Genomic DNA, 21,862 nt, shown 5'->3' with positions numbered 1-21,862 from the left:
CTCGTTCCGCCCGCAACCCAAGGGCGCATCATGCCAGAAATCCACCCCGAACCCCTTACTGCCACAGCCTTCGCCCCGTTCGGCGATGTGCTGGACGCCACAGGCGATTTCCGCCTGATCAACGAAGGCATGTGCCAACGCCACCACGACCGCGCCCGCCTCGATTTTGCACCTGAAGTCAGCCCAGACAACCGCGCGGGCCTGTCGATCTTCAACGCCATCCCGCGCGCCTTGCCCTACACATTCGATCTGATCGAGCGGCACCCAGAAGGCAGCCAGGCCTTTATCCCGATGAGCCAGCATCCGTTTCTGGTGATCGTCGCCCGCGGCCCGCAAGATACCCCCCGCGCCTTCCTGACCAATGGCGCGCAAGCGATCAACCTGCACCGCGGTATCTGGCACGGCGTTCTGACCCCACTGCAGGCCCCCGGCCTGTTCGCCGTGGTGGACCGTATCGGCCCATCAGCCAACCTTGAGGAACACCGCTATCTGCAACCCTGGACAGTCACGCCCGCGTAGCGTGCCTGCTTGCGCGCACCACGCACAGGCCAGCCTCCTGTTCCCCGCCGCCCCGGACGTGATCCGGGGCCTCATGCCAGTTCAGCAGATAACAGCGCGCCGCCTAGTCCCCCTCAAACCGCCGCGTGAACCGCTCCCCGTTGAACGTGTGGGTGCAGCAGGCGCAAAACGGCACCATATCGTCAACGCTCAAATCCGGGGCTACTTTCTCCAGCACATTCAAGCCGTTCACCCGCAACCCGCTCCAATAGCTGCTCTCGCCAAGGCGGACATAATCCTGTTCGTCTTGCTCGTGCAGCGCCACCATGTGAAAGATCGGCTCGGGTCGATCCAACCGCGCCACGGCTTCGGAATAGACGGCATCCCAATCTTGCCCGACCTTCGAGATCAAGAACCGATAGAGCGGCGTGTAATCCAGCCCATGCCGATGCCCCGGATGCATCGAGCCACGCGTGGCCTCGCTGGCTTTGGCCGCTTTGGTGTTGCGATCCCACCGCGCCTCACCGCCTTGCGCACCATGCCGCACGCCATGCGTGCGCGTGTTGACGCGGCGATATAAAGGCTCTTTCTGCCCCCTCATCGCTTACAGCTTGATGTCATATGTCACCCATTTCGTCTTGTCGGCCACCCGGTCATACAGCCCGCGCGCGCGGTAGTTGTCGTCGGCGGTGATCCAGCGGATCAGCGTCCAGCCCCGCCCGCGGCCCACATCGGCTACGCCTGCGATCAACGCTTCTGCCGCGCCCGATCCGCGCGCTTCCGGCCCGACGAACAGATCATCGAGAAACCCGCCAACACTTGCCGACAGGGGCCGCGCGAAGGCGCGGTAGTGCGTGATGCCCACCACCACGCCTTCCAGCTCGGCCACCAACCCCTCGGTGCCGTGGTTCGTATCCATCAGCCAACCCCAGACAGTTGCGCGCATTTCCTCGGTCTGCGCCACGCCATAAAACGCCGCATAGCCCGCATAGAGTTGTGCCCATGCGGCCCGATCGGTTGCCGCGATTGCCCGCACAATCATCGTGTTTCTCCCTTGCCATGTCGCCCGCAGCCTAGCCAAGGCGCTGTCACACCGCTAGCCTTTGGCCATGAAATTGCTCAGCTATAACATCCAATACGGCTTTGGCACCGATGGCCACTACGATCTGACCCGCGCCGCCCGCGTGATCGACGGCGCCGATATCATTGCGCTGCAAGAGGTGGAACGCCATTGGTCGCGCACCGGGCATGACGACCAGCCCGCCATGCTGGAAGCGATGCTGCCGCACTACTACACCGCCTACGGTCCCGCCTTTGACATGGACGCCTCCACCACCGACGGTGCCCGCGTGATCAACCGCCGCCGTCAGTTCGGCACCATGATCCTGTCGCGCTGGCCGATCCTGTGGACCCGCCTGCATCTGCTGCCGATGCGCCGGATGATCACGCCGCTGAACACCCAGAACCCGGCGCTTGAGGCGCTGATTGTTACTCCGCTCGGTCCGGTCCGGGTGTTTTCATTGCACCTCGCCCATGTCGGGGTGGAAGAGCGCTTGACCCAGATCGACCATCTGCTGCGCCTGCACGCCGAGGTGCCGCAGACAGGTGGCCCGTGGTCTGGCCGCGATGACGAGCCTGCCCGCAACTGGACAGAGTCGCAGCCCGAACCGCCCGCGCCGCAAACCGCGATCTGGATGGGGGATTTCAACAGCGAACCCGGCAGTGCCGAACATATTCGCATCACCGGAGCCAGCCCCTACCACCCCGGCGCGGTTTATGCGGGCGGGTTTGTCAACGCGGTGGCGCATCTGGGCCAGACCTTGCACACGCATGAGAAAATCATCGCCGGAGTGCAACGCCTGCGCCAGTTGGACCATTGCTTTGTCACCGGCGATCTTGCCCCACATCTGCGCCGGGCCTGGACGGATAACACCGAGACCGCCTCGGACCATCATCCGTTGTGGGTAGAGATGTAGGGTGCGTGCTTGCACGCACCGCCCCGGTTCCCCAAAAGGTGCGTGCAAGCACGCACCCTACATCCGCGCCAAAACCCCCTCAAACGCCGCCATGAAATGATCAACATTGCCCTTGGAAAACACCAAGGGTGGGCGGATCTTTAGCACGTTTGAGCGTGGCCCGGTGGCCGAGATCAGCACCCGCGCTTCACGCAACCCGTTCACGATCCGCGCGCAAATCGCGGCATCGGCATCCAGCGGCCCGCCCGCGACAATCTCTTGCCCCAGAAACAGCCCCGCCGCGCGCAGCGGCCCAAGACAATCGAACCGCGCCGCCAGCGCCCGCAGCCCATCGGCAAAATACCCGCCTACCACGCGGGCATTTTCCTGCAAGCCTTCGCTCTCAATCACCTCCAGCACCGCCATCGCCGTGGCCGCCGCCACCGCATTGCCGCCGAAGGTGTTGAAATAGCGCGCCTTTGCTCCGAATGCCGCAATCACCTCTGGCCGCATCACCAGCCCCGCCACCGGATAGCCATTGCCCATCGGCTTGCCGAGGCTCACCAGATCGGGCACCAACCCGTGCCGCTGAAAGCCCCACATCGTATCGCCACAGCGGCCAAATCCCGGCTGCACCTCATCGGCGATGAACACGCCACCCGCCGCCCGGATCGCCGCCACCGCAGGTGCCAGAAAGCCCGCCGGCCCCTCGAACACGCCATCAGAGGAAAAAATCGTATCGACGATCAGGCCCGCAGGCTTGATGCCATGCCGCAACATATCGTCAATCGCCGCCTGCACCTCGGCGGCAAAGGCAGCCCCCAGATCCCCCTGCATCCGCAGCGGATCGGGCGCCTTCACGGTGCGCACATGCTCGCCCAAGGCCACGCCTTCGCCCAGGCTGGGCGACATGCCCGCAATCGCGTAAGTCACGCCATGATAAGCGTTTTCCGTGACGATAAACCCTGTCCCGCCAGTGTGGGCACGGGCAATCCGAAACGCCAGATCATTGGCTTCCGACCCGGTGCAGGTGAACATCACATGGCTCAGTTCCGCCGGAAACGTCGCCAGCAACCGCTCGGCATAATCCAGCACGGTGTCATGCAGATAGCGGGTATGGCTTGACAGGATCCCCGCCTGCTTCGCCGTCGCCGCCACCACCGCCGGGTGACAATGGCCCACCGAGGCCACGTTGTTGTAGGTATCCAAGTAGGCGTTGCCTTCGCCGTCATAGAGCCAAACGCCCTCACCGCGCACCAGATGCACCGGAGTCTCATAGAACAGCCGATACGCAGGCCCCAAAGCGCGGGCGCGGCGCGCGACCAAGGCCTGATCTTCGGGCGAGAGTGAACCGCGCCCGGGCACATAGGCGTTCACCATGGTTCCGTCGTTTTTCATAGGGCCTCCAAGGCGTTAAGCATGTCGCCGCGCGGCACGGCGGCCAGCGCCGCAAGCCCCGCGCGGGCGGTGGCGACGTTGCGCAGGATATAGGTGGCATTGTCAGGATAAGCCTTGGCGCGGGCCGAGGCGATGGTCAGCGTCGTCAGCATCCGCGTCGCCACCAGATCGGGAAACAGCCGCGCCTCGGCTGGCGTCAGCGGCAGCACCGCATGATAGGCGCGGGCGAAATTCAGCACGCTGTCGAGCGCGCGGGCAGGGTCCACACAATAAGACGCCGCAATCGCCGCATCGCAAATCAAGGGCGTGCGCACCATATCGCCGAAATCCAGCACTCCGGCGATCGCGTCAGGATCATCCGGTGAGACCAGCACGTTATGCGGGTTCAGATCGTTATGCACCACCTGCCAGCGCAGGCTGGGCAACGCGGGTGCCAGCGCCTCAAACCGCGCCAGCGCCGCTTGCGCCAGCGCCTGCATGTCTTCGGGCACAGCTGGTAACATCGGGCGCAGCGCACTCGCCTGCTTGATATCCCATTGCAGCACATAATCCGCCGCCGGATGGGCAAACCCCGCCAGCCCCTTGGTCAACCGCGCCGCCATCACGGCCATCGCGCGCGCCTGCGCCGGGGTCGATGCGGTCAGATGCTGCGGGGTGCCCTCCAGATAGGTCAGCAGCCGCAAGATGCCGTGCGGCGTCACCACCTCGGTCGCGCCGCTGGTGGTGCGGATCACCTGCGGCACTGGCAGGTTTGAGCCTTGCAGATGCAGCAGCGCCTTGGTCTGAAAATCCGTCACCTCGGCGGCTTCGGCGGGGTTGGCGAGTTTCAGCACGTAAGTCTGCCCCGGCGTGCTGATCCGCATGTTCAGATCACGCTCAGACGTCAGGCGTTTCAGCGTGCCGGTCAGCCCGAAATGCCGCTGCGCAAGTTGGAGCGCCGCATCGTCGCTCAGGGTGGGCGGGGCCGAGGATAACACCTCGCCCAAGGGGGCATCCGTCATGGCAGGTCCGATCTTGATTGCGCGCATCAGGCCTTTCCAAGGCGCTAGTGTCAAGCGCTGCACCGGATTTTTCCGGCTTGAAATCGAGGATGCGAACGCGGGCGGGGCAGGGTGGGCGAACCGGGGAAGCGGGGCGGGTAAATCTGAACAATTCCGGCAGGACGCCGGGCCAAGCGATTGAATTCATTGCCCCGCCCCGGCTATCGACCCAAGGCGATGCCCCATGCCACACCACACAGCCGAAACCCCGCCCTTGCCCCGCCCCCCGCTTGCACTATCCTTGTGCCAACCCAAGGAGCCGCCATGCCTGCCAGTCTGCCGCCTGTTCTGATCGTCGCCCACGGCCAGCCCTCAGACCCGGCCCCCGCGGCGGCGGACCTCTCCCGTATGGCCGCTCAGGTGGCAAGCCTGCTGCCCGGCCAAGCCGTTGCTGCGGCCACCCTCGCCGAACCCGAAGCCTTGGGCCATGCCATCGCCCGCCTTGGGCAGAATGGCCTGCTGTTCCCGCTGTTCATGGCCGGAGGCTGGTTCACGCGCACCCATCTTCCCGCCCGCCTGACCGCCGCCGGGGCGCAAGGATGGCAGGTGCTTGAACCACTTGGTTGCCTGCCGACCCTGCACGACCTCGCCGTGCAAATCCTCGCCAAGACCCGCCAAACCCACCCCGGCCCGGTGGTTCTGGCGGCACATGGTTCGTTCAAAAGCAGCGCGCCTTCCGACATCGCCCAGCACCTTGCCACGAAAATCAGCACCGCCTTGGGATGCGAGGTGATCCCCGCCTTCATCGACCAGACCCCACAGCTTGCCGATCTGCCCGCGCTTGGCCCCGATGCCGTCTGCCTGCCCTATTTCGCCGCCAGCGGCGGCCATGTCACCACCGACATTCCCGCGGCCCTTGGTAAATCGGGCTTCAAAGGCACGCTGCTGCCCGCCCTCGGCCTGCACCGGGAAATCCCTGCGATGATCGCGGCAGCGATCCGCAATCCGACCCCGGTTTGCACGCAGGACTGCCGCTATAAACGCGGCTAGGGTGGTGCCCTGCCCAGATCAAAGAAGCCTCCGGCGGGGATATTTAAGCAGAGAGGATGACCAAGTCCGTCAACTTCATCTTGGCTTAAATACTCCCGCCGGAGGCTTCTGACCCATAAGCGCTCAGACCGTGTGCAGGTAAAGATCAAAATCCACCTCGGACACCGTCCGCATCACCCGCGCATATTCCGCCGCCTTGATCGCGCAGAACGTGCGGTGCATATCCTCACCCAGCGCGGCCTTCAGAAACGCCGACGTTTTCGCCGCCTCGATGGCCGAGCGCCAATCGACCGGGATTGGTGGTGCGTCGGATGCGTCGGTGTAGCCATTGCCAGTGGTTTCCGGGCCGGGGTCCATCTTGTGTGCCAGCCCGTGCCTGATCCCTGCCAGCACGGACGCTGCGACCAGATAGGGCTGCGAATCCACACCCGCGGGGCGATGCTCGATCCGCCGTGCGCGGATATCGCCTGCCGGGATGCGCAGCGCCACCGAGCGGTTGTTCACCCCCCAGGTCGGGCTGACCGGCGCGTATGAGTTCGAGGCAAACCGCCGCCACGAATTCGCATGCGGTGCGAACACCAGCATCGATTCCCCCATCGTCGCCCGCAACCCGCCAAGCGCGTGCAGGATGGTTGGGTTATACTGCCCCTCGACGTCCTCGATGAACACGTTCTTGCCCGCATCATCCAGCATCGAGACGTGGAAATGCATCCCCGATCCGGCGTAATCTTCATTCGGTTTTGCCATGAAACAGGCGGTCACGCCATGCTGGCGGGCGTGATAGCGCACCATCCGCTTCAGCCGCAGCAGATCGTCGGCGGCCTGCATCACATCCTCGCGGTAGTGCAGCGTCAATTCATACTGCCCCGGCGCGAATTCGGAAATCAGCGTTTCGGCCTTGATCCCGGCCTTGGCCGCATCGGCGTAAACGTCGTTGAACAGCGGCAACATGCCGTGCAACTGATCGACCGAATAGACATCGGTCTTGCTGTTGCGCCGACCGTCCAGCACATCGCGCGCAGGCACCATCTTGCCATCGGGGCCGCGTTCATTGGCCAGCAGGAAGAATTCCAACTCGAACGCACCCGCCGGGTGTAGGCCTTCGGCGGCCAAAGCTTCGACCTGCCGCTGCAAGGCGTGGCGGGGGTCGGAACTCATCGGCGTGCCGTCAAGGTTATAGACGCACATCAGCACTTCGCCACGCGGCGGATTGCTGGCGTGGATCGGGCGCAGGGTGCCGGGCAGGGGCCAAGCGCGGCGGTCGCCATCGCCCTCATCCCAGATCAGCCCGGTTTCATGCACATCCTCACCGCAGATGTCCAAGCCCAGAATCGAGATCGGCAGATGCCGCCCGGATTTGAACATGCCAAGCAGCTCGTGCCGCCGGATGATCTTGCCGCGGCCGATGCCATTGGCATCATGCAGCACGATATCAAAGGCTTCGATCTCGGGATGCGCGTCGAGAAAGGCTTCGGCCTCGGCGACGGTGGAACCGGAGGGGCTGGTCAGGGTCATGGTGATCTCAAAACAATTCGGACAGGATTTCATCAAAGGCGGCAATCAGGCGATCCACCTGCCGCTTTTTGGTGGCGGGGCTGATCAGCATCATGTTGTGGAACGGCGCGATCAGACAGCCGCGATTGAGCAGCGCCACATGCAGCGCCGATTCCACAGCGGGCTGATGCGCCAAGGCGGCCTCGGTGCCGCTGTGCAACGGGCCGGGGGCGCAGATGAACTCCACCCGCGCGCCGACGCGCACCACATGCCAAGGGGCCTTGTGGCGGGTGATGGATTTGGCAAGGCCTGCGGAGAGACGATCCGCCAGCTTTTCCATATGGCCGTAGTTTTTCGCCGTCATCACCTCGGAAAGCGTGGCTTTCAGGCAGGCAAACTGCATCGGATTGGCGGAAAGCGTGGTGCCCATGCCGGAATGACCCGGCGCGCGGGCCTCGTTGGCGGCGGCGTAGCGGGCGGCGGTTTCATGCGAAAGCCCCCAGACGGCGGTGGGCATCCCGCCCGCCACGCATTTGCCAACCACGAAAATATCGGGTTGCAGGCCATGCACCCCGGTATAGCCGCCCAAACCACTGGAGATCGTGTGAGTCTCATCAATCATCAACAGCGCGCCGTATTTCTGTGACAGCGCGCGCAGGCCATCGTGAAAGCCCGGATCGGGCAGCACCATGCAGGAATTGGTCATCACCGGCTCTGTCAGGATGGCGGCGACATCGCCCTTGGCGAGTGCCGCCTCAACCCCGGCCAAGTCATTGAATTCGCAGGCGACAGCGCCGAGGGTCAGATCGGCGACCTGCCCCATCAGGCCTTGGCGGTTTTGTGTGATGCCATTGGCAAGTTCGACCATCGCGTCATCGACCGTGCCGTGATAGCAGCCGTTGAACACCAGAATTTTCGTGCGGCCGGTGATGGCTCGGGCAACGCGGATGGCGAAGCGGTTGGCGTCGGTGGCGGTGGTGGCGATCTGCCAGCGGAAATCGCCGAAACGCTCGGTCAGCAGACGGCCTGCGTCTAGCGTATCTTCCGAGGGCAGCATATAGGTCAGCCCGCGCGCGGCTTGATGGCGGATGGCTTTGGCCACCGGGGCGGGCGAGTGGCCGAACATGCTGCCGGTATCGCCCAGACAGAAATCGTCAATCTCATAGCCGTCAATATCGGTGATCCGCGCGCCTTTTGCCTTTGAAATCAAAGGCAGATGCGGCATCGGCCAGTCTTTCATCCAGTGCAGCGGCACGCCATCAAGGAAAGCCTCGGCCCCCTGATCCAGCGCGGCGCGGGCCCTTGGGCGACCGGTGGCAAAGCGCTTGGCCTCCCGCGCCCGCAGTTTTTCCAGACGTTCGGGGCGAATACCGGCGATCAGAGACTCGGGCATGGCGGGCACCTTTCTTGGCTTGCCGCCTTATGCCAAATAATTTGATCAAAAGAAAGGGGCGCATAGACTGCGCCCCGAAATCAGAATTTGTGACAAATCCCCGACCCGATTTTTGGATCAGAACCGGTTACTTGGCGACGCGGACTTCGATCATCCTTGGCCCGTTATGCGGCTGCACCAGCGCCTCGTGCAGCGCTTGGGGGTCGAGCGGGACGCTGGCAAACGGCAGATCGCAGGCGGCCGCAAACGGCTCCATATTCAGGGGCGAGGGCGAGCAGCCGATCACTTCGGTATTGGCCCCCCGCATCGCATCGGCGATCTCGCCAAAGGCGGCGTTGTTCCACACGACATAGGTGATCGGCAGCCGTTCATCCACCGCTGTGCGCAACTCGCCGGGGCTGAACTGCAAACCGCCATCGCCGATCAGGCAGACCACGTCCGACCCCGGAGCAGCCACTGCGGCCCCCACCGCTGCACCCGGCCCGTAGCCCAAAGCACCAAAGCCGGTGGCGGCGTTGAAGAACCCCCCGGCGCGGTCGTGATCGTAGTAAAGGTTGGCGGCATATATCGCCTGCGTGCTGTCGCCGACGATCAGCGCCCCCGGCATCGCGCTGCGGATGGTTTCCACCATCTCCAGCCGTCCCGGCATCAGCGCGTCAAGCTCTGTCAGTTCCGCCCGCGCGGCCTGACGCGCAGCCGCTGCCCGTGCCGCACCCTCGGCCCGCTTCGCTGCAACCTGGGGCAGCAGCGCCGCCACCACCGCCCCGGCATCGCCGTGCAGCGCCACCCCGGCCTTGTGACGTGCCAGTTGCCGCGCACAGATATCCACCCGGATCATCCCTGACACATCCGGGAAGCCGCCGCGCACATACATATCATAGTCGGTCGGGCCAAATTCGGTGCCGATCGCCAGCACCTGATCCGCCTCTGCGATCAACGCACGCGGTGCATCAAGGCTGGGAGAGGCTGGCACCACCAGCGGATGCCCGTGCATCATGCCGCGCGCGTTCACGGTCTGGATCACCGGCGCGTCCAGCTTTTCTGCCAAGGCTTGCAACGCCGCCTCTTGCCCGCGCGCGCCACCGCCGGCGAGGATCACCACCTTTGTCGCCGCGTTCAGCCGTGCCACTGCCGCGCCCAGATCGGGCAAAGCTGCGATGGGCAGGGGGGCGGGGGCCGCCAAAGCCGCACATTCCAGCGGCATCACATCGGTCGGCACTTCAATATGCACCGGGCCCGGGCGTCCGGTTGCCATCGTCGCAAAGGCCCAATCCAGCGCTTCGCCGACTTCCGAGCCCGACAAAATCTGCCGCGTCGGGCACAAAGGCCGCACCATCGCCGCCTGATCGGGCAGTTCGTGCAAAAGACCCAAGCCCAAGCCCAAAGAATCGCGCCGGTTCACGCCGGAGATCACCAGTACCGGCACCGAATCCGCCGCCGCTTGGCCCATCGCCGTCAGCGCGTTCAGTATCCCCGGCCCGGTGATCACCAAAGCCACCCCCGGCTTGCCCGACACCCGCGCATAGCCATCGGCCATGAAGGCGCAGCCCTGCTCGTGCCGCGCCGTGACATGGCGGATCGGGCTGCCTGACAGCCCGCGATACATCTCAACGGTATGCACGCCGGGAATGCCGAAAATCACCTCGACCCCGCGCGCGGCAAGACCTTCAACCAGACGCTCGCCTACGGTTTTCATGCAGCCAATCCTTGCTTCAGCGCGGCATAGCGCGCGATCCGCGCACAGGCCTCGGCCACCAGCGCATCTTCTTGTGTCAGACTGATCCTGATCCAACCCGCCAGTGCCGCGCCAAAGCTTTCGCCCGGCATCACTGCCACACCTTCGGCATCCAGCAATCCCAGCGCAAAATCTTCGCCGCTGAGGCCGGTGGCATTGACGTCCACCACACTGAACATGCCAGCATCGGGCTTATGCACCCGCAAGCCATTGACGCCGTGCAGCTTGTCATGGATCAGCGCGGCACGCCGCGCGAACCGCTGCGCCATGCCGCGCGCCACTTCCGATGGGGCCGAGACCGCCAGCGCCGTCATATCGGCAATGAACGGCTGGTTGCCGAACAGCATGGTTTCCGCGACCGGCAGCAGCCGCGCCGAGAATTCCTCGGGGCCCACGCACCAGCCCGAGCGGAAGCCGGGCGCTGCGTGCGATTTTGAGATCGAGGCCGTCACCACCACCCGATCTGCCAGATCGGCATTGTCCAGCGGCGAGGCGAATTTGCCGCCATCAAAAACCAGTTCTTCATAGACCTCATCGCTGAGCATCCACAGATCATGCGCTTTCGCCAAAGCCCCAAGGGCCGCCAAGTCATCTGCGGTCAGGATAGCCCCTGTCGGATTGTGCGGCGTGTTCAGAAAGATCATCCGGCTGCGCGGGGTGATCCTAGCAGCGACATCCGCCGCCTGCATCCGAAAGCCAGCTTCGGCCCGCAACGGCACTGGCACCGCCACCGCCCCGGTTGCCGCGATCAGCCCCTCATAGGTGGCATAAAGCGGGTCGCCCACCAGCACCTCATCCCCCGGCCCGGTCAGGGTCAGCAGCACGGCGTAGAGCGAGGTCTGCGTGCCGGGCAGGCAGGCGATCTGTTCGGTTGAAATCGCCCGACCCGTGCGCTTGGAATAGCGCGCGGCCAAAGCCGCCAGCAGATCAGGCTCGCCCCGGCCATTGGAATAGCCCAGACGCCCCGCATCCATCGACCGTTTGGCCTCGGCGATCAGCGCGGGGGGCGTCGCCACATCCGGCTCGCCAATCGTCAACTGGATGATCGGCTTGCCTGCTGCTTGCAAAGCCTTGGCACGGGCATGCACCTCCCATTTCGCGCCGCCCAGATGGGCAAGACGGTCGGTTATGGCGGCATATTTCATGGATTGGTCCGATCTGGCTGGTAAGCAGCAACAAGGTCAACGTTGAGGATGGCGCCCACTGATGTCAGCGCGATGGCGGCGATTTCGCCCGGTTCAAAAGCCTCGGGCAGGATCGAGCCTTCCAGCCACAGACCATCAATCACGCCGTTACAGGCGATGGCATCGCATAGCAGTTGCTTGTCGCCGACGGGGCGGTGCAGGGCGGCAATCAGACCCTGCAGCATGTTGCGAAACGCCAGATAGTTGGTGGTGTGAATGTCACGCATCGCGTTGTCGCGGCGCACATCATGCACGAAGGCCGCCCACAACCCCACCGCAACCGAATCCGCAACCGGAGGCGTGACGGAAGCCACCACGAAATTCGCCAGCCGTGCCTTGGCGTCTTCCGGCCCACCTTGCAGCACCGCCGCGGAATCCGCCGTCATCTGCTCCATCAGGCGGTGATAGGCGACGCGTGTCAGATCTTCTTTCGAGCTGAAGTAATGCCGGATCAGCCCCGGAGTCACGCCTGCACGGTCGGCAATCGCGCGCACGGTTGCGGCGTGAAGCCCACCTTCTGCAACCAGATCAAGCGCCGCTGCGATCAAATCCTCGCGGCGACGTTCTTCACTTTCCCGGCGGTAGGGGCGGCGGCTTGCCATGAGGGCCCAATCTTGTTATACGTCTGTGTAATTCAGACTTAATATGAAACTGAGTTGCAGCCGTTTGCAAGTCTTGTGACGAATTTTGCGGGTGTATGCGCGAAATAGCGGCACGGCGCACCCGACCACATTAGCGTAAATTGGCCTGACCACAAAGTGCAGAGATTCACCAAAAGTCGGCGCTTTGTGTCTCTCCGCTTAGAAGCGGGGCTTGGCGTCCTCGGCCACGTCCTTGTGGATGATCACATCGGCCTGCGGATAGGCTTCAAGGATAGCGCGCCGCAGGCCCGCGCCGATGGCGTGGGCGTCATACAGGCTTTGCGCGCCATCCAGCTCAATATGCAGATTGACGAACACCCGGCTTCCCGCCATGCGGGTTTTCAGATCGTGATAGCCGTGGACACCGGGCCATTTGTCGGCAATGGCGGCGATCCCTGCAACGATATCCGCATCCGCGGTGCGGTCCATCAGCGCATCAAACGCGCCTTTGCCGATGCGCAGCGCCCCCACCGCCATGATCGCCGCCGCGGTCAGCGCCACCACCGAGTCGATGCTGCCGACGCCAAAGCTTTTTGACGCCCAAAGCGAGATGATCGCCCCCATGTTGGGCAACAGATCGCCCATGTAATGCAAACGATCCGCCGCCACCACCCGGCTGCCGGTGCGCCGGGCGACGCGGCCCTGCCACCACACCAGCGCCACCGTCAGCGCAACCGAGACGCCCATCACCAGCATCCCCTCGCCTTCACCCGCCAGATGTGCCTCGGATGGCCCCAGCAGACGTGCGATTGAAGCCCAGGTGATCACCCCCGCCGAGATCAGGATGAAAAACGCCTGTCCCAAAGCCGCCAGATCCTCGGCCGAGCTGTGACCAAAGGCGTGATCCTCATCGGCAGGTTTAGCTGCATAGATCAGTGCGGCCATCGCGCCCAACGACACCATCAGATCCATCGCACTATCAGCCAGAGATGCTGCCACCGACAGCGACCCGGTCGTGCCATAGGCCCAAAGCTTCAGCCCCACCATGACAGAGGCAATTGCCACCGAGGCCAGCCCCGCCGAAATGTTCAACTTCATGCTGTCGGCAGTGCTCATGATTTGCTCCTGAATGTCAGGTTCTGTAAACGCGGACCCGCGCCGTAAACCCGGCACCGGCCCGGTGCAAGCCGATTAGTCGATCACCTCGCCCGGATCGACGCCCCAAAGTGCTGTTTTCAAGATCCAGCCCTTTTCGCCGTCTGCATTCACCCGGCACCAATCGGCGTTGCATTCCAGCAGCTTGGCGATCACCCCCAGCTCTGCCTGAAACGACACCCGCGCCTGCGCATCCGGGCCGTCGCGGAATTCCGCCATATCCTGCGTCACCAGCACCGATCTGGACCCCGACAGCAGGTTGAACTGCATCCAGCCCCCCATGCCCTGATAATCTTCAACCCGGCGCCAGCGGTCATATTCCGCCGTGATCCGCAAAGGCATGCCCGCCGTGGTGAACACCCAGTCGATGCGATGCGTCATTCCAGGGCCACGCCGCACATTGCCCTCGCGCCCCTTCAGGCTGACATAGCGCGGCAGGGGCAGGTTGGTGACGGGCCCCTTGTGCGGATCGCGCGGCGTCTTGCCATCATTGGCCGGCGCCATTGGCAATTCTTCCTGTGCAGCAACCCGCGTGGCCAGCAACGCCCCTGCCATGCCTGCCAAAAACTGCTTCCTGTTCATCCCGACGTGCCCCAATGTCAGACGGGGGCTTGTGCGCAGCCCCGCTTCCCGCCACTTTGCCAAACATTACGCTGATTTGGAAGTGCAGGGAGGCCTCCATGCCCGCAACACGCCTGAACGTTATCGTGACGCGCCGTTTGCCGGAATCCGTCGAGACCCGGATGAAAGAGCTGTTCGATGTCGAGCTGCGCGACCCCGATACGCCGATGAGCCGTGAAGAATTGGCCGCTGCCCTGCGCCGCTGCGATGTGCTGGTGCCGACAATCACCGACCAGATTGATGCGGGCCTGATCGCGCAGGCCGGGGATAGGCTGAAGCTGATCGCCAATTATGGCTCGGGCATCGACCATATTGATGTCGCAACCGCCCGCCAGCGCGGCATTCTGGTGTCAAACACCCCCGGCACGGTGACGGATGACACCGCCGATATGACGCTTGCGCTGATGCTTTCGGTCACGCGCCGCATCCCCGAGGGTCTAGCCGAGATGCAGGCGGGCAACTGGCAGGGCTGGTCGCCAATGGCGCATCTGGGCGGGCGCATGGGCGGGCGGCGGCTGGGCATCCTTGGCATGGGCCGGATTGGTCAGGCCGTGGCACGCCGCGCCCGTGCCTTTGGCTGTCAGGTGCATTATCACAACCGCAAACGCGTCCGCCCCGAGGTTGAGGCCGATCTGGAGGCGACCTATTGGGAAAGCCTCGATCAGATGATCGCCCGGATGGATATCATCAGCGTCAACTGCCCGCACACGCCCTCGACCTTTCACCTGCTGAATGCGCGGCGGCTGAAACTGCTGAAACCGACGGCGGTGATCATCAACACCTCGCGCGGGGAAGTGATCGACGAAAACGCTTTGGCCCGAGGCCTGAAAGCCGGTGAGATCGGCGGCGCGGGGCTGGACGTTTACGAACACGGCACCGAGATCAACCCGACCCTGCGCAGCCTGCCGAATGTAGTGCTGCTGCCGCATATGGGCTCGGCCACGGTGGAAGGCCGGATCGAGATGGGTGAGAAGGTGATCATCAACATCAAGACCTTCGCCGATGGCCACAGGCCCCCGGATCAGGTCGTGCCAGGGATGCTGTAAAGGTTGCCCTCCAAGCCTGCAACGCTTGCCGCTCTTGCCCGATTTGGCCCGCGCCAAATCGGGCCGCGCCTCACTGCCCGGTAAGCGATTGCTTGCAATCGCTGTAAGGGGCCTGCCCCCGGCAGGCGCGTCACCGCGCCCGCCAGTCAGGCGCGCCCCGATTTTCCAAACCGATGCTTGCTGCTCACCGCCCCTTGTTCAACGGCTTCCAGCCTTATGAACAACGAACCGAAAGCAAACTCTGCCCCGCAGAGTTTGCTTTCGGTTCGCAGTCATCTCCCTTCATTCTTGTTGAATCGCAACTCTCGCCAACCTCTTTCCATTGCCGGGTTGAAATGCCATCCGCGAGACCTTACCTGTCGCGCGATAACAACAATGTGAGCCGGGACATCCATGGAAATCTTCACTTATCCGGGCTTTATCGCCCTGCTTCAGGTCATGGGCATCGACCTAGTGCTGGCAGGCGACAATGCCATCGTGATTGGTCTTGCCGCCGCTGGCCTGCCGAAAGAGCAGCGCAACAAAGCCATTCTGGTGGGGATTTTGGCCGCAACCGTGATGCGGATCGCCTTTGCGCTGATCACCACGCATCTGCTGGCGATTGTCGGCCTGCTTCTGGCCGGGGGCATCTTGCTGCTGTGGGTGTGCTGGAAGATGTGGCGCGAGCTGCGCGAGGGCAGCGCGCATGACAATATGGCCGAGGAATCGCTGACCGACAGCGATCTGAATGCCGATGGCACCGTCGCTGCCGGTGCGCCGCGCAAGACATTCGCGCAGGCCGCTTGGCAGATCGTTATTGCCGACATCTCGATGAGCCTTGATAACGTGCTGGCTGTGGCCGGAGCTGCGCGCGAACATCCCACTGTGCTGGTGATCGGTCTGGTGATGTCGATTGCGCTGATGGGCCTTGCCGCGACCTTCATCGCGCGCCTGCTGAACAAGCACCGCTGGATCGCCTATGTCGGCCTTGCGATCATCGTCTATGTGGCGCTGAAGATGATGTGGGAAGGCTGGCACGAGGTGCAGCCCTTCGTGATGAGCTATCTGCAATAAGGCAACGCAGGCATCGCGATAAAGCCGCCCCCGAAACGGGGCGGCTTTTTGCTATTCCGCAATCCCCCCCTTGCCCGGAATCAAGGGCGAAGCCCGCCGGGCCGCGCACTCCCTCCCGCCGGGAGGGCGCGATGCAACCGTCGCCAGCAGAAACTCGGTGGGACTGCTTGAACCATAAAGTGCCTAGACCCAGCCTTGGCGCGCCATCCCGAGGGAGTGCGCGGCCCTCTGTGGCGCACGGGTCTGATCAGGCTGCATTCGGCCAAACCTTAACAAAGTCTGAACGACTCCCTGCAAGCCATTGATATCAATCACCCCAAAATGGTCCCGAGTTGGGACCGCCCTTAAAACCGCCCCGGCAGATAGGGCGCAAGGTCGATTTCCGGCACCCGCCCCGCCACCACATCCGCCACCATCCGCGCCGTGATCGGGGCCAGGGTCAGCCCGATATGCCCGTGCCCGTAAGCATGGATCACCTCCGCCCCCGCCCGGCTTGGCCCGATCACCGGCACCGAATCCGGCATCGAGGGCCGGAACCCCATCCACTCGCGATCAGGCGCGCCCAGATCGGGAAAGATCGCCCGCGCGCCCTCAACCAGTTTCCTGATCCGGTGCGGCGAGGGCGGGGCGGTCAGCCCGCCCAACTCGACTGTCCCCGCCACCCGCAGCCGCCCGGTCATCGGGCACAGATAAAACCCGCGCGAGGTGGGGCAGGTCGGTCGGGTCAACCGGGGTGCCGCCATGTCCCATTCCACATGATAGCCCCGCTCGGTATCCAGCGGCACGCGATCCCCGGCCTGCAACGCCAAGGCCCGTGAATGCGCCCCCGCCGCGATGATCACCCGGCGCGCCCGCAACCGCAGGCTTGGCCCCTCGACCACGATCCCATCAAACTGCCGGGTGATCGTGCGCGCCTCTGCCTGCACAAACCCGGCCTGCTTGAACACATGCTTGGCAAGCGTCTGCACCATCAACCCCGGATCGGAAAGGAACACCGCCTTCGGAAAGAATGCAGCCCCGCCCTCTACCGCTGGCAGTCCGGGTTCCATCCCGGCCAGCACGTCAGGCGAGATCAATTCCACCGTGATCCCCTGCGTGCGCCGGAACGCCATATCCGCCTCGGCAGGTTTGAAGGCGCGGGCGGTCTCATACAGATACAGGCAGCCCTTGTGCTGCAAGATCGCGCTGCCGCCAATCCGCTCGGCCAGCGCAATCCAGCGCGGGCAGGCATCCGCAACCAGCGCCGCAATCGCCGCCGCATTGCGCCGGGTGGGGGTGGGCAATGACTGGCGGGCAAACCGCAGCAGCCACGGCGCAAGCGCAGGCAAGCCCGCGCGGCGGATCGCAAGCGGCGAGTTTTTGTCCAGCAGCAGCGAGGGCAGGTTCTTCAACACATCCGGGCTGCCCACCGGCATCACCGCATAATCGGCAATCGTGCCAGCATTGCCATAGGACGCGCCCATCCCCGGCTGGCCTGGATCGACCAGCACCACATCCCGGCCTTCGGCAGTTAGCGCCTCGGCCACGGCAAGCCCCACGACCCCCGCCCCAAGGATCGCGATATCTGTGGTGACGTGCTGTGTCATGCTGGGTTCGTCCAAATCAAACAGGGCGTACGGAAACGGGCACCGTCACCGATGCCCGTCTGGAAAGGCTAAGTCGGGCCTGACTTACAGGCAAGCCTCGAACAACGCGCGGGTATTCTCGCGCGTCATCACCACCGGGTTGCCGCCACAAGACGGGTCTTCCAGTGCCATCTCGGTCAGCATGTCGAGATCGGGGTTGGTGACGCCCAAAGCGGTCAGGTTTTCCGGGATGTTCAGGACTTTCCGCAGATCCATCACAGCGGAGCGGAAGCCATCGAAACCGCCCTTGATGCCAAGATAAGCCGCCGCCGCGTTGATGCGATCTTCAATCGCGGCACGGTTCATGTCCAGCACCATCGGCATCACCACAGCGTTGGTGGTGCCGTGATGGGTGCCATAGACCGCCCCGATCGGGTGCGACAGCGAGTGGATCGCGCCAAGGCCCTTCTGGAACGCCACAGCCCCCATCGCCGCCGCCGACATCATATGCGCGCGCGCATCCAGATCGTTGGGGTTGGCGTAGACTTTCGGCAGATTTTCGAACACCAGCCGCATGCCTTCCAAGGCGATGCCCTGGCTCATCGGGTGGTAGAACGGCGAGGAATAGGCCTCAAGGCAATGCGCCAGCGCGTCCATGCCGGTGCCTGCGGTGATGAACTTCGGCATCCCCACGGTCAGCGCCGGATCGCAGATCGTCACGACGGGCAGCAGTTTCGGATGGAAGATGATCTTTTTCTTATGCGTGACCGAGTTGGTCAGCACCCCGGCGCGGCCAACTTCGGACCCCGTGCCAGCGGTGGTTGGCACCGCGATGATCGGGGCGATTTTCGACGCATCGGCGCGGGTGAACCAATCGTCGATGTCTTCCAGATCCCAGACGCTGAGGTCTTTGCGTTGATGCGCCATCAGGGCGATCATCTTGCCAAGGTCGAGCGCCGAGCCGCCGCCAAAGCAGATCACGCCATCATGGCCTCCCGCGAGGTATACCGCGATACCGTCGGCCATATTCTTTTCGTTCGGGTTCGGATCGACTTCCGAGAACACTGCCGTGCCAAGGCCATGCGCCTTCAAAACCGCCACCGCTTCGGCGGTGATCGGCAGGCTGGCCAGCGCCTTGTCGGTGACAAACAGCGGTTTTTTCACCCCTGCCGCCGCGCAATGCTCGGCCAGTTCCGCGATGCGGCCGACGCCGAATTTGATCGCGGTGGGGTAGGACCAGTTCCGGTTGGGAACATTGTGGGTCATGGTTCAGACTTTCTTCAGATGGTAGGATTTCGGGCGGGTGACGGACAGGAACCCAAGATAGGACAGCGAGCCGCCGCGCCCGGTGTCTTTGCAGCCGGTCCAGCACAAAGCCGGGTCAAGGTAGTCGGCGCGGTTCATGAAGATCGTGCCGGTTTCGATCTGGGTGCCGATGGCGGCGGCGGTGTCGTAATCGGTAGTCCAGATGCTGGCGGTCAATCCGTAGGGCGAGTCGTTCATCAGGCGCAAAGCCTCGGCATCGTCTTTCACCTTCATGATGCCAACGACTGGGCCGAAGGATTCCTCCATCATCACCCGCATGGAGTGATCGACGTTGACCAACACTTGCGGGGCAAGATAGGCGCCGCCGTCATCCGCCGGGAACAGCGCGGGGTCGATCAGCGCCTTGGCACCTGCGGCGACAGCCTCGGCAATCTGGCCGCGCACCACGGCGGCGAAACGTTTGTTGGCCATCGGGCCGAGGGTGCTGTCCGCCTCAAACGGGTTGCCGAGTTTCAAGGTTTTCACCCAAGCCACAGCCTTTTCGACGAAGGCATCGTAGAGCGATTCATGCACATAAATCCGCTCGATACCGCAGCAGCACTGGCCTGCGTTGAACATCGCACCATCCATCAGCGTATCGACGGCGGCATCCAGATTGGCATCGGCGCGCACATAGCCGGGGTCTTTGCCGCCGAGTTCAAGGCCGAGCGGCGTGAAGGTGCCTGCAGCGGCGCGCTCAATCGCCTGACCACCGCCGACCGAGCCGGTGAAGTTGACGAAATTGAAAGCGCGGTTGGCAATCAGATGTTCGGTGGTGGCGTGGTCCAGCACAACATTCTGGAACACATCCGCAGGGACGCCAGCGGCGTGGAAGGCTTCGGTCAGACGCTCACCCACCAGCATGGTTTGGCTGGCGTGTTTCAGCACAACCGTGTTGCCCGCGATCAGGGCGGGGACAAGGGTGTTGATCGTGGTCAGGTATGGGTAGTTCCACGGCGCGACGATAAACACCACGCCCAAGGCTTCACGTGCCAGATAGCGGCGGAATTTATCGCTGTCTTCAATGGTTTGCGGGGCAAGTGTGGCCTCGGCAATTTCAGACATGTAATCGGTGCGGGCATTAACGCCGCCAAACTCACCACCAAAGCGGGTGGGGCGACCCATTTGCCATGCCAGTTCTTCGACGATTTTCGGGGCATTGGCGTTCAGATTGGCCACGCCCGCCTTCACCAGCGCAATGCGTTCGGCCAAGGGGAGCGCGGCCCAGCCCTTTTGCGCGGCTTTGGCGCGGGCAGCGGCGGCTTTCGCGGCGTCCAGCGTCAGCGGCATGCGCTCGGCATAGATCGAGCCATCGACCGGAGAGATCAGTTGAATCGGTTTCATCGTCTTGGTCCTTGGTAGGGTGCGTGATTTCACGCACCTTTATCGGGAAAAATGGTGCGTGACATCACGCACCATACTTACGCGCGCTCTAGCAGTCGCTGGATCTCAAAATCGGTCACGACTCGGTCAGTCTCCGAGATCTCCCACCGGGCTGCATGGTGGTAATGGTCCACCACATCATCGCCAAAGGCTTTGCGATACATCGCCGAGCCGTTCAGCAATTCGGCGGCTTGGCGCAGGTTATGCGGGATTTCGCGGACATCGCCTGCCGTATACATGTCGCCTTGCATTTCCGGCTCTAGTTCCAGCTTTTGCTCGATGCCGTCAAGTCCAGCGGCGAGCAGTGCGGCGCAGGTCAGATAGGGGTTCACATCGCTGCCGGGGATGCGGCATTCGACGCGGATCGCCTTGGTATGCTCGCCGCAGATGCGGAAGCCCGCAGTGCGGTTGTCGGCGGACCAGACGGCTTTGGTCGGCGCAAACATCCCGATGGTGAAGCGTTTGTAGCTGTTGACGTAGGGGGCCAGAAACACCGTCATTTCGCGCGCATAGGCGAGTTGGCCCGCCACGTAATGCTTCATGATCTGGCTCATGCCGTGCTTGTCTTTGTCGTCAAAGAACGCGGGCTTGCCGTCCAGGGTCCACAGGCTTTGGTGGCAATGTGACGACGATCCGGCCTTGCGGTGATCATACTTCGCCATGAAGGTCACAGACTTGCCCTTCGACCAGGCGATTTCCTTGATGCCGTGCTTGACGATGGTGTGGTTGTCGGCGGTGTCCAAAGCGTCGGAGTATTTATAGTTCACCTCCTCTTGCCCGGCATCGGCCTCACCCTTGGAGTTCTCAATCGTGATGCCTGCGCCATAAAGCCCGTTGCGCACGGCACGCATCACGTCTTCTTCCTTGGTGGTCTGGAAGATGTGGTAATCCTCGTTATAGGCCGAGACAGCCTTCAGCCCAGTGAAGTTGCTGTCGCGCAGGGATTCGTAGCTGTTTTCAAACAGATAGAACTCCAACTCGGTCGCCATCATCGCATCAAACCCCATGGCGCGGGCGCGTTCGACCTGTTTCTTCAGGATGTTGCGCGGCGCGTGGGGCACGGGGTTATGGTGGTGATCGAGCGTATCGCCCAGCACCATCGCAGTGCCTTCCAGCCACGGCACCCGGCGCAGGGTGCTCATATCGGTTTTCAGGATGTAGTCGCCGTAACCTGTCTGCCAGTTCGATGACTTATAGCCCTGAACCGTATTCATCTCCATATCGACGGCGAGAAGGTAGTTGCAGCAATGCGTCTCTTCCCATCCGCCATCGACGAAGAATTGCGCGTGAAAGCGCTTGCCCATCAGGCGGCCCTGCATGTCGATGCCTGCCACCAGAACGGTGTCAATTTCGCCAGCCTTCACGGCGGCTTTCAGTTCTGCGAGTGTCATATTGCCGGGCATATCCGGTATCTCCGCTGTTGAGGTCCCCGTCTGCTGCGGGGGTATTTGCACTTGGGGCAGGGG

20 protein-coding genes are annotated in these 21,862 nt (G+C 63.3%); 5 read left to right on the top strand and 15 right to left on the bottom strand.

Annotated elements, in window-relative coordinates; all coding sequences use genetic code 11:
• Positions 1-30 precede the first annotated feature (30 nt).
• A complete protein-coding gene (locus tag ACFOGH_RS09525; protein WP_380072835.1) occupies positions 31-519 on the top strand; it encodes an ureidoglycolate lyase in 489 nt (162 codons plus the stop codon).
• Positions 520-622: 103 nt separating this feature from the next.
• Here the strand turns inward: ACFOGH_RS09525 and ACFOGH_RS09520 are convergent, their stop codons facing one another.
• A complete protein-coding gene (locus ACFOGH_RS09520; RefSeq protein WP_380072834.1) occupies positions 623-1,099 on the bottom strand; it encodes a hypothetical protein in 477 nt (158 codons plus the stop codon).
• Between the two features lie 3 nt (positions 1,100-1,102).
• Positions 1,103-1,540 (bottom strand): GNAT family N-acetyltransferase, encoded by a 438-nt coding sequence (locus ACFOGH_RS09515; protein WP_380072833.1) that lies wholly within the window; start codon positions 1,538-1,540, stop codon positions 1,103-1,105.
• Positions 1,541-1,607: 67 nt separating this feature from the next.
• Here ACFOGH_RS09515 and ACFOGH_RS09510 point away from each other — a divergent pair, with 67 nt between their 5' ends.
• Positions 1,608-2,474, top strand: coding sequence for an endonuclease/exonuclease/phosphatase family protein (locus ACFOGH_RS09510; protein WP_380072832.1), 867 nt, complete (start codon positions 1,608-1,610; stop codon positions 2,472-2,474).
• A gap of 57 nt (positions 2,475-2,531) precedes the next feature.
• Here the strand turns inward: ACFOGH_RS09510 and ACFOGH_RS09505 are convergent, their stop codons facing one another.
• Positions 2,532-3,851, bottom strand: a complete 1,320-nt coding sequence (locus ACFOGH_RS09505) for an aspartate aminotransferase family protein (RefSeq protein ID WP_380072831.1) — start codon at positions 3,849-3,851, stop codon at positions 2,532-2,534.
• On the bottom strand, positions 3,848-4,879 hold the full coding sequence (locus ACFOGH_RS09500) for a phosphotransferase (RefSeq protein ID WP_380072830.1): 1,032 nt from the start codon (positions 4,877-4,879) through the stop codon (positions 3,848-3,850). Before ACFOGH_RS09500 ends, ACFOGH_RS09505 begins: the two co-directional genes overlap by 4 nt.
• 276 nt (positions 4,880-5,155) lie before the next feature.
• Here ACFOGH_RS09500 and ACFOGH_RS09495 point away from each other — a divergent pair, with 276 nt between their 5' ends.
• Positions 5,156-5,881 (top strand): sirohydrochlorin chelatase, encoded by a 726-nt coding sequence (locus ACFOGH_RS09495; RefSeq protein ID WP_380072829.1) that lies wholly within the window; start codon positions 5,156-5,158, stop codon positions 5,879-5,881.
• A 123-nt stretch (positions 5,882-6,004) separates the two neighbouring features.
• Here ACFOGH_RS09495 and ACFOGH_RS09490 read toward each other — a convergent pair whose 3' ends face one another.
• From ACFOGH_RS09490 to ACFOGH_RS09460, 7 genes are all read right to left on the bottom strand, one after another.
• Complete coding sequence (locus tag ACFOGH_RS09490) at positions 6,005-7,396, bottom strand: glutamine synthetase family protein (protein ID WP_380072828.1); 1,392 nt, start codon at positions 7,394-7,396, stop codon at positions 6,005-6,007.
• Positions 7,397-7,403: 7 nt separating this feature from the next.
• Positions 7,404-8,768: an aspartate aminotransferase family protein gene (locus tag ACFOGH_RS09485; protein WP_380072827.1), complete on the bottom strand. Its 1,365-nt coding sequence runs from the start codon at positions 8,766-8,768 to the stop codon at positions 7,404-7,406.
• 127 nt (positions 8,769-8,895) lie between these two features.
• The gene (locus ACFOGH_RS09480; RefSeq protein WP_380072826.1) at positions 8,896-10,464 is read right to left on the bottom strand and encodes a 5-guanidino-2-oxopentanoate decarboxylase; all 1,569 of its coding nucleotides are present in this window, start codon (positions 10,462-10,464) and stop codon (positions 8,896-8,898) included.
• On the bottom strand, positions 10,461-11,648 hold the full coding sequence (locus tag ACFOGH_RS09475; protein WP_380072825.1) for a pyridoxal phosphate-dependent aminotransferase: 1,188 nt from the start codon (positions 11,646-11,648) through the stop codon (positions 10,461-10,463). The genes ACFOGH_RS09480 and ACFOGH_RS09475 overlap by 4 nt, the downstream gene beginning before the upstream one ends.
• Positions 11,645-12,289: a TetR/AcrR family transcriptional regulator gene (locus ACFOGH_RS09470; RefSeq protein WP_380072824.1), complete on the bottom strand. Its 645-nt coding sequence runs from the start codon at positions 12,287-12,289 to the stop codon at positions 11,645-11,647. The genes ACFOGH_RS09475 and ACFOGH_RS09470 overlap by 4 nt, the downstream gene beginning before the upstream one ends.
• Positions 12,290-12,487: 198 nt before the next feature.
• Complete coding sequence (locus ACFOGH_RS09465) at positions 12,488-13,384, bottom strand: cation diffusion facilitator family transporter (protein WP_380072823.1); 897 nt, start codon at positions 13,382-13,384, stop codon at positions 12,488-12,490.
• A 75-nt stretch (positions 13,385-13,459) separates the two neighbouring features.
• Complete coding sequence (locus ACFOGH_RS09460; protein WP_380072822.1) at positions 13,460-14,005, bottom strand: SH3 domain-containing protein; 546 nt, start codon at positions 14,003-14,005, stop codon at positions 13,460-13,462.
• Positions 14,006-14,103: 98 nt separating this feature from the next.
• Between ACFOGH_RS09460 and ACFOGH_RS09455 the strand changes: the two genes are divergently transcribed.
• The gene (locus ACFOGH_RS09455; protein ID WP_380072821.1) at positions 14,104-15,090 is read left to right on the top strand and encodes a 2-hydroxyacid dehydrogenase; all 987 of its coding nucleotides are present in this window, start codon (positions 14,104-14,106) and stop codon (positions 15,088-15,090) included.
• Between the two features lie 393 nt (positions 15,091-15,483).
• Positions 15,484-16,143: a TerC family protein gene (locus ACFOGH_RS09450; RefSeq protein ID WP_380072820.1), complete on the top strand. Its 660-nt coding sequence runs from the start codon at positions 15,484-15,486 to the stop codon at positions 16,141-16,143.
• A gap of 344 nt (positions 16,144-16,487) precedes the next feature.
• Here ACFOGH_RS09450 and ACFOGH_RS09445 read toward each other — a convergent pair whose 3' ends face one another.
• The 4 genes from ACFOGH_RS09445 to ACFOGH_RS09430 all read right to left on the bottom strand — a co-directional run bounded on the left by ACFOGH_RS09445 (position 16,488) and on the right by ACFOGH_RS09430 (position 21,799).
• A complete protein-coding gene (locus ACFOGH_RS09445; RefSeq protein WP_380072819.1) occupies positions 16,488-17,729 on the bottom strand; it encodes an NAD(P)/FAD-dependent oxidoreductase in 1,242 nt (413 codons plus the stop codon).
• Between the two features lie 84 nt (positions 17,730-17,813).
• Positions 17,814-18,974 (bottom strand): iron-containing alcohol dehydrogenase, encoded by a 1,161-nt coding sequence (locus ACFOGH_RS09440; protein ID WP_380072818.1) that lies wholly within the window; start codon positions 18,972-18,974, stop codon positions 17,814-17,816.
• A 3-nt stretch (positions 18,975-18,977) separates the two neighbouring features.
• Positions 18,978-20,357 carry an aldehyde dehydrogenase family protein gene (locus ACFOGH_RS09435; protein WP_380072817.1) on the bottom strand — a complete coding sequence of 460 codons (1,380 nt, stop codon included), beginning with the start codon at positions 20,355-20,357 and terminating at the stop codon, positions 18,978-18,980.
• A gap of 77 nt (positions 20,358-20,434) precedes the next feature.
• Positions 20,435-21,799, bottom strand: a complete 1,365-nt coding sequence (locus ACFOGH_RS09430) for a glutamine synthetase family protein (RefSeq protein ID WP_380072816.1) — start codon at positions 21,797-21,799, stop codon at positions 20,435-20,437.
• Positions 21,800-21,862 lie beyond the last annotated feature (63 nt).

Origin of the sequence: Cypionkella sinensis, assembly GCF_042646385.1 — a bacterium.
GTDB classification, from domain to species: Bacteria; Pseudomonadota; Alphaproteobacteria; order Rhodobacterales; family Rhodobacteraceae; genus Cypionkella; species Cypionkella sinensis.
Note: the sequence above shows the minus strand (reverse complement) of the source record. Positions and strands in the feature narration are given on the sequence as shown.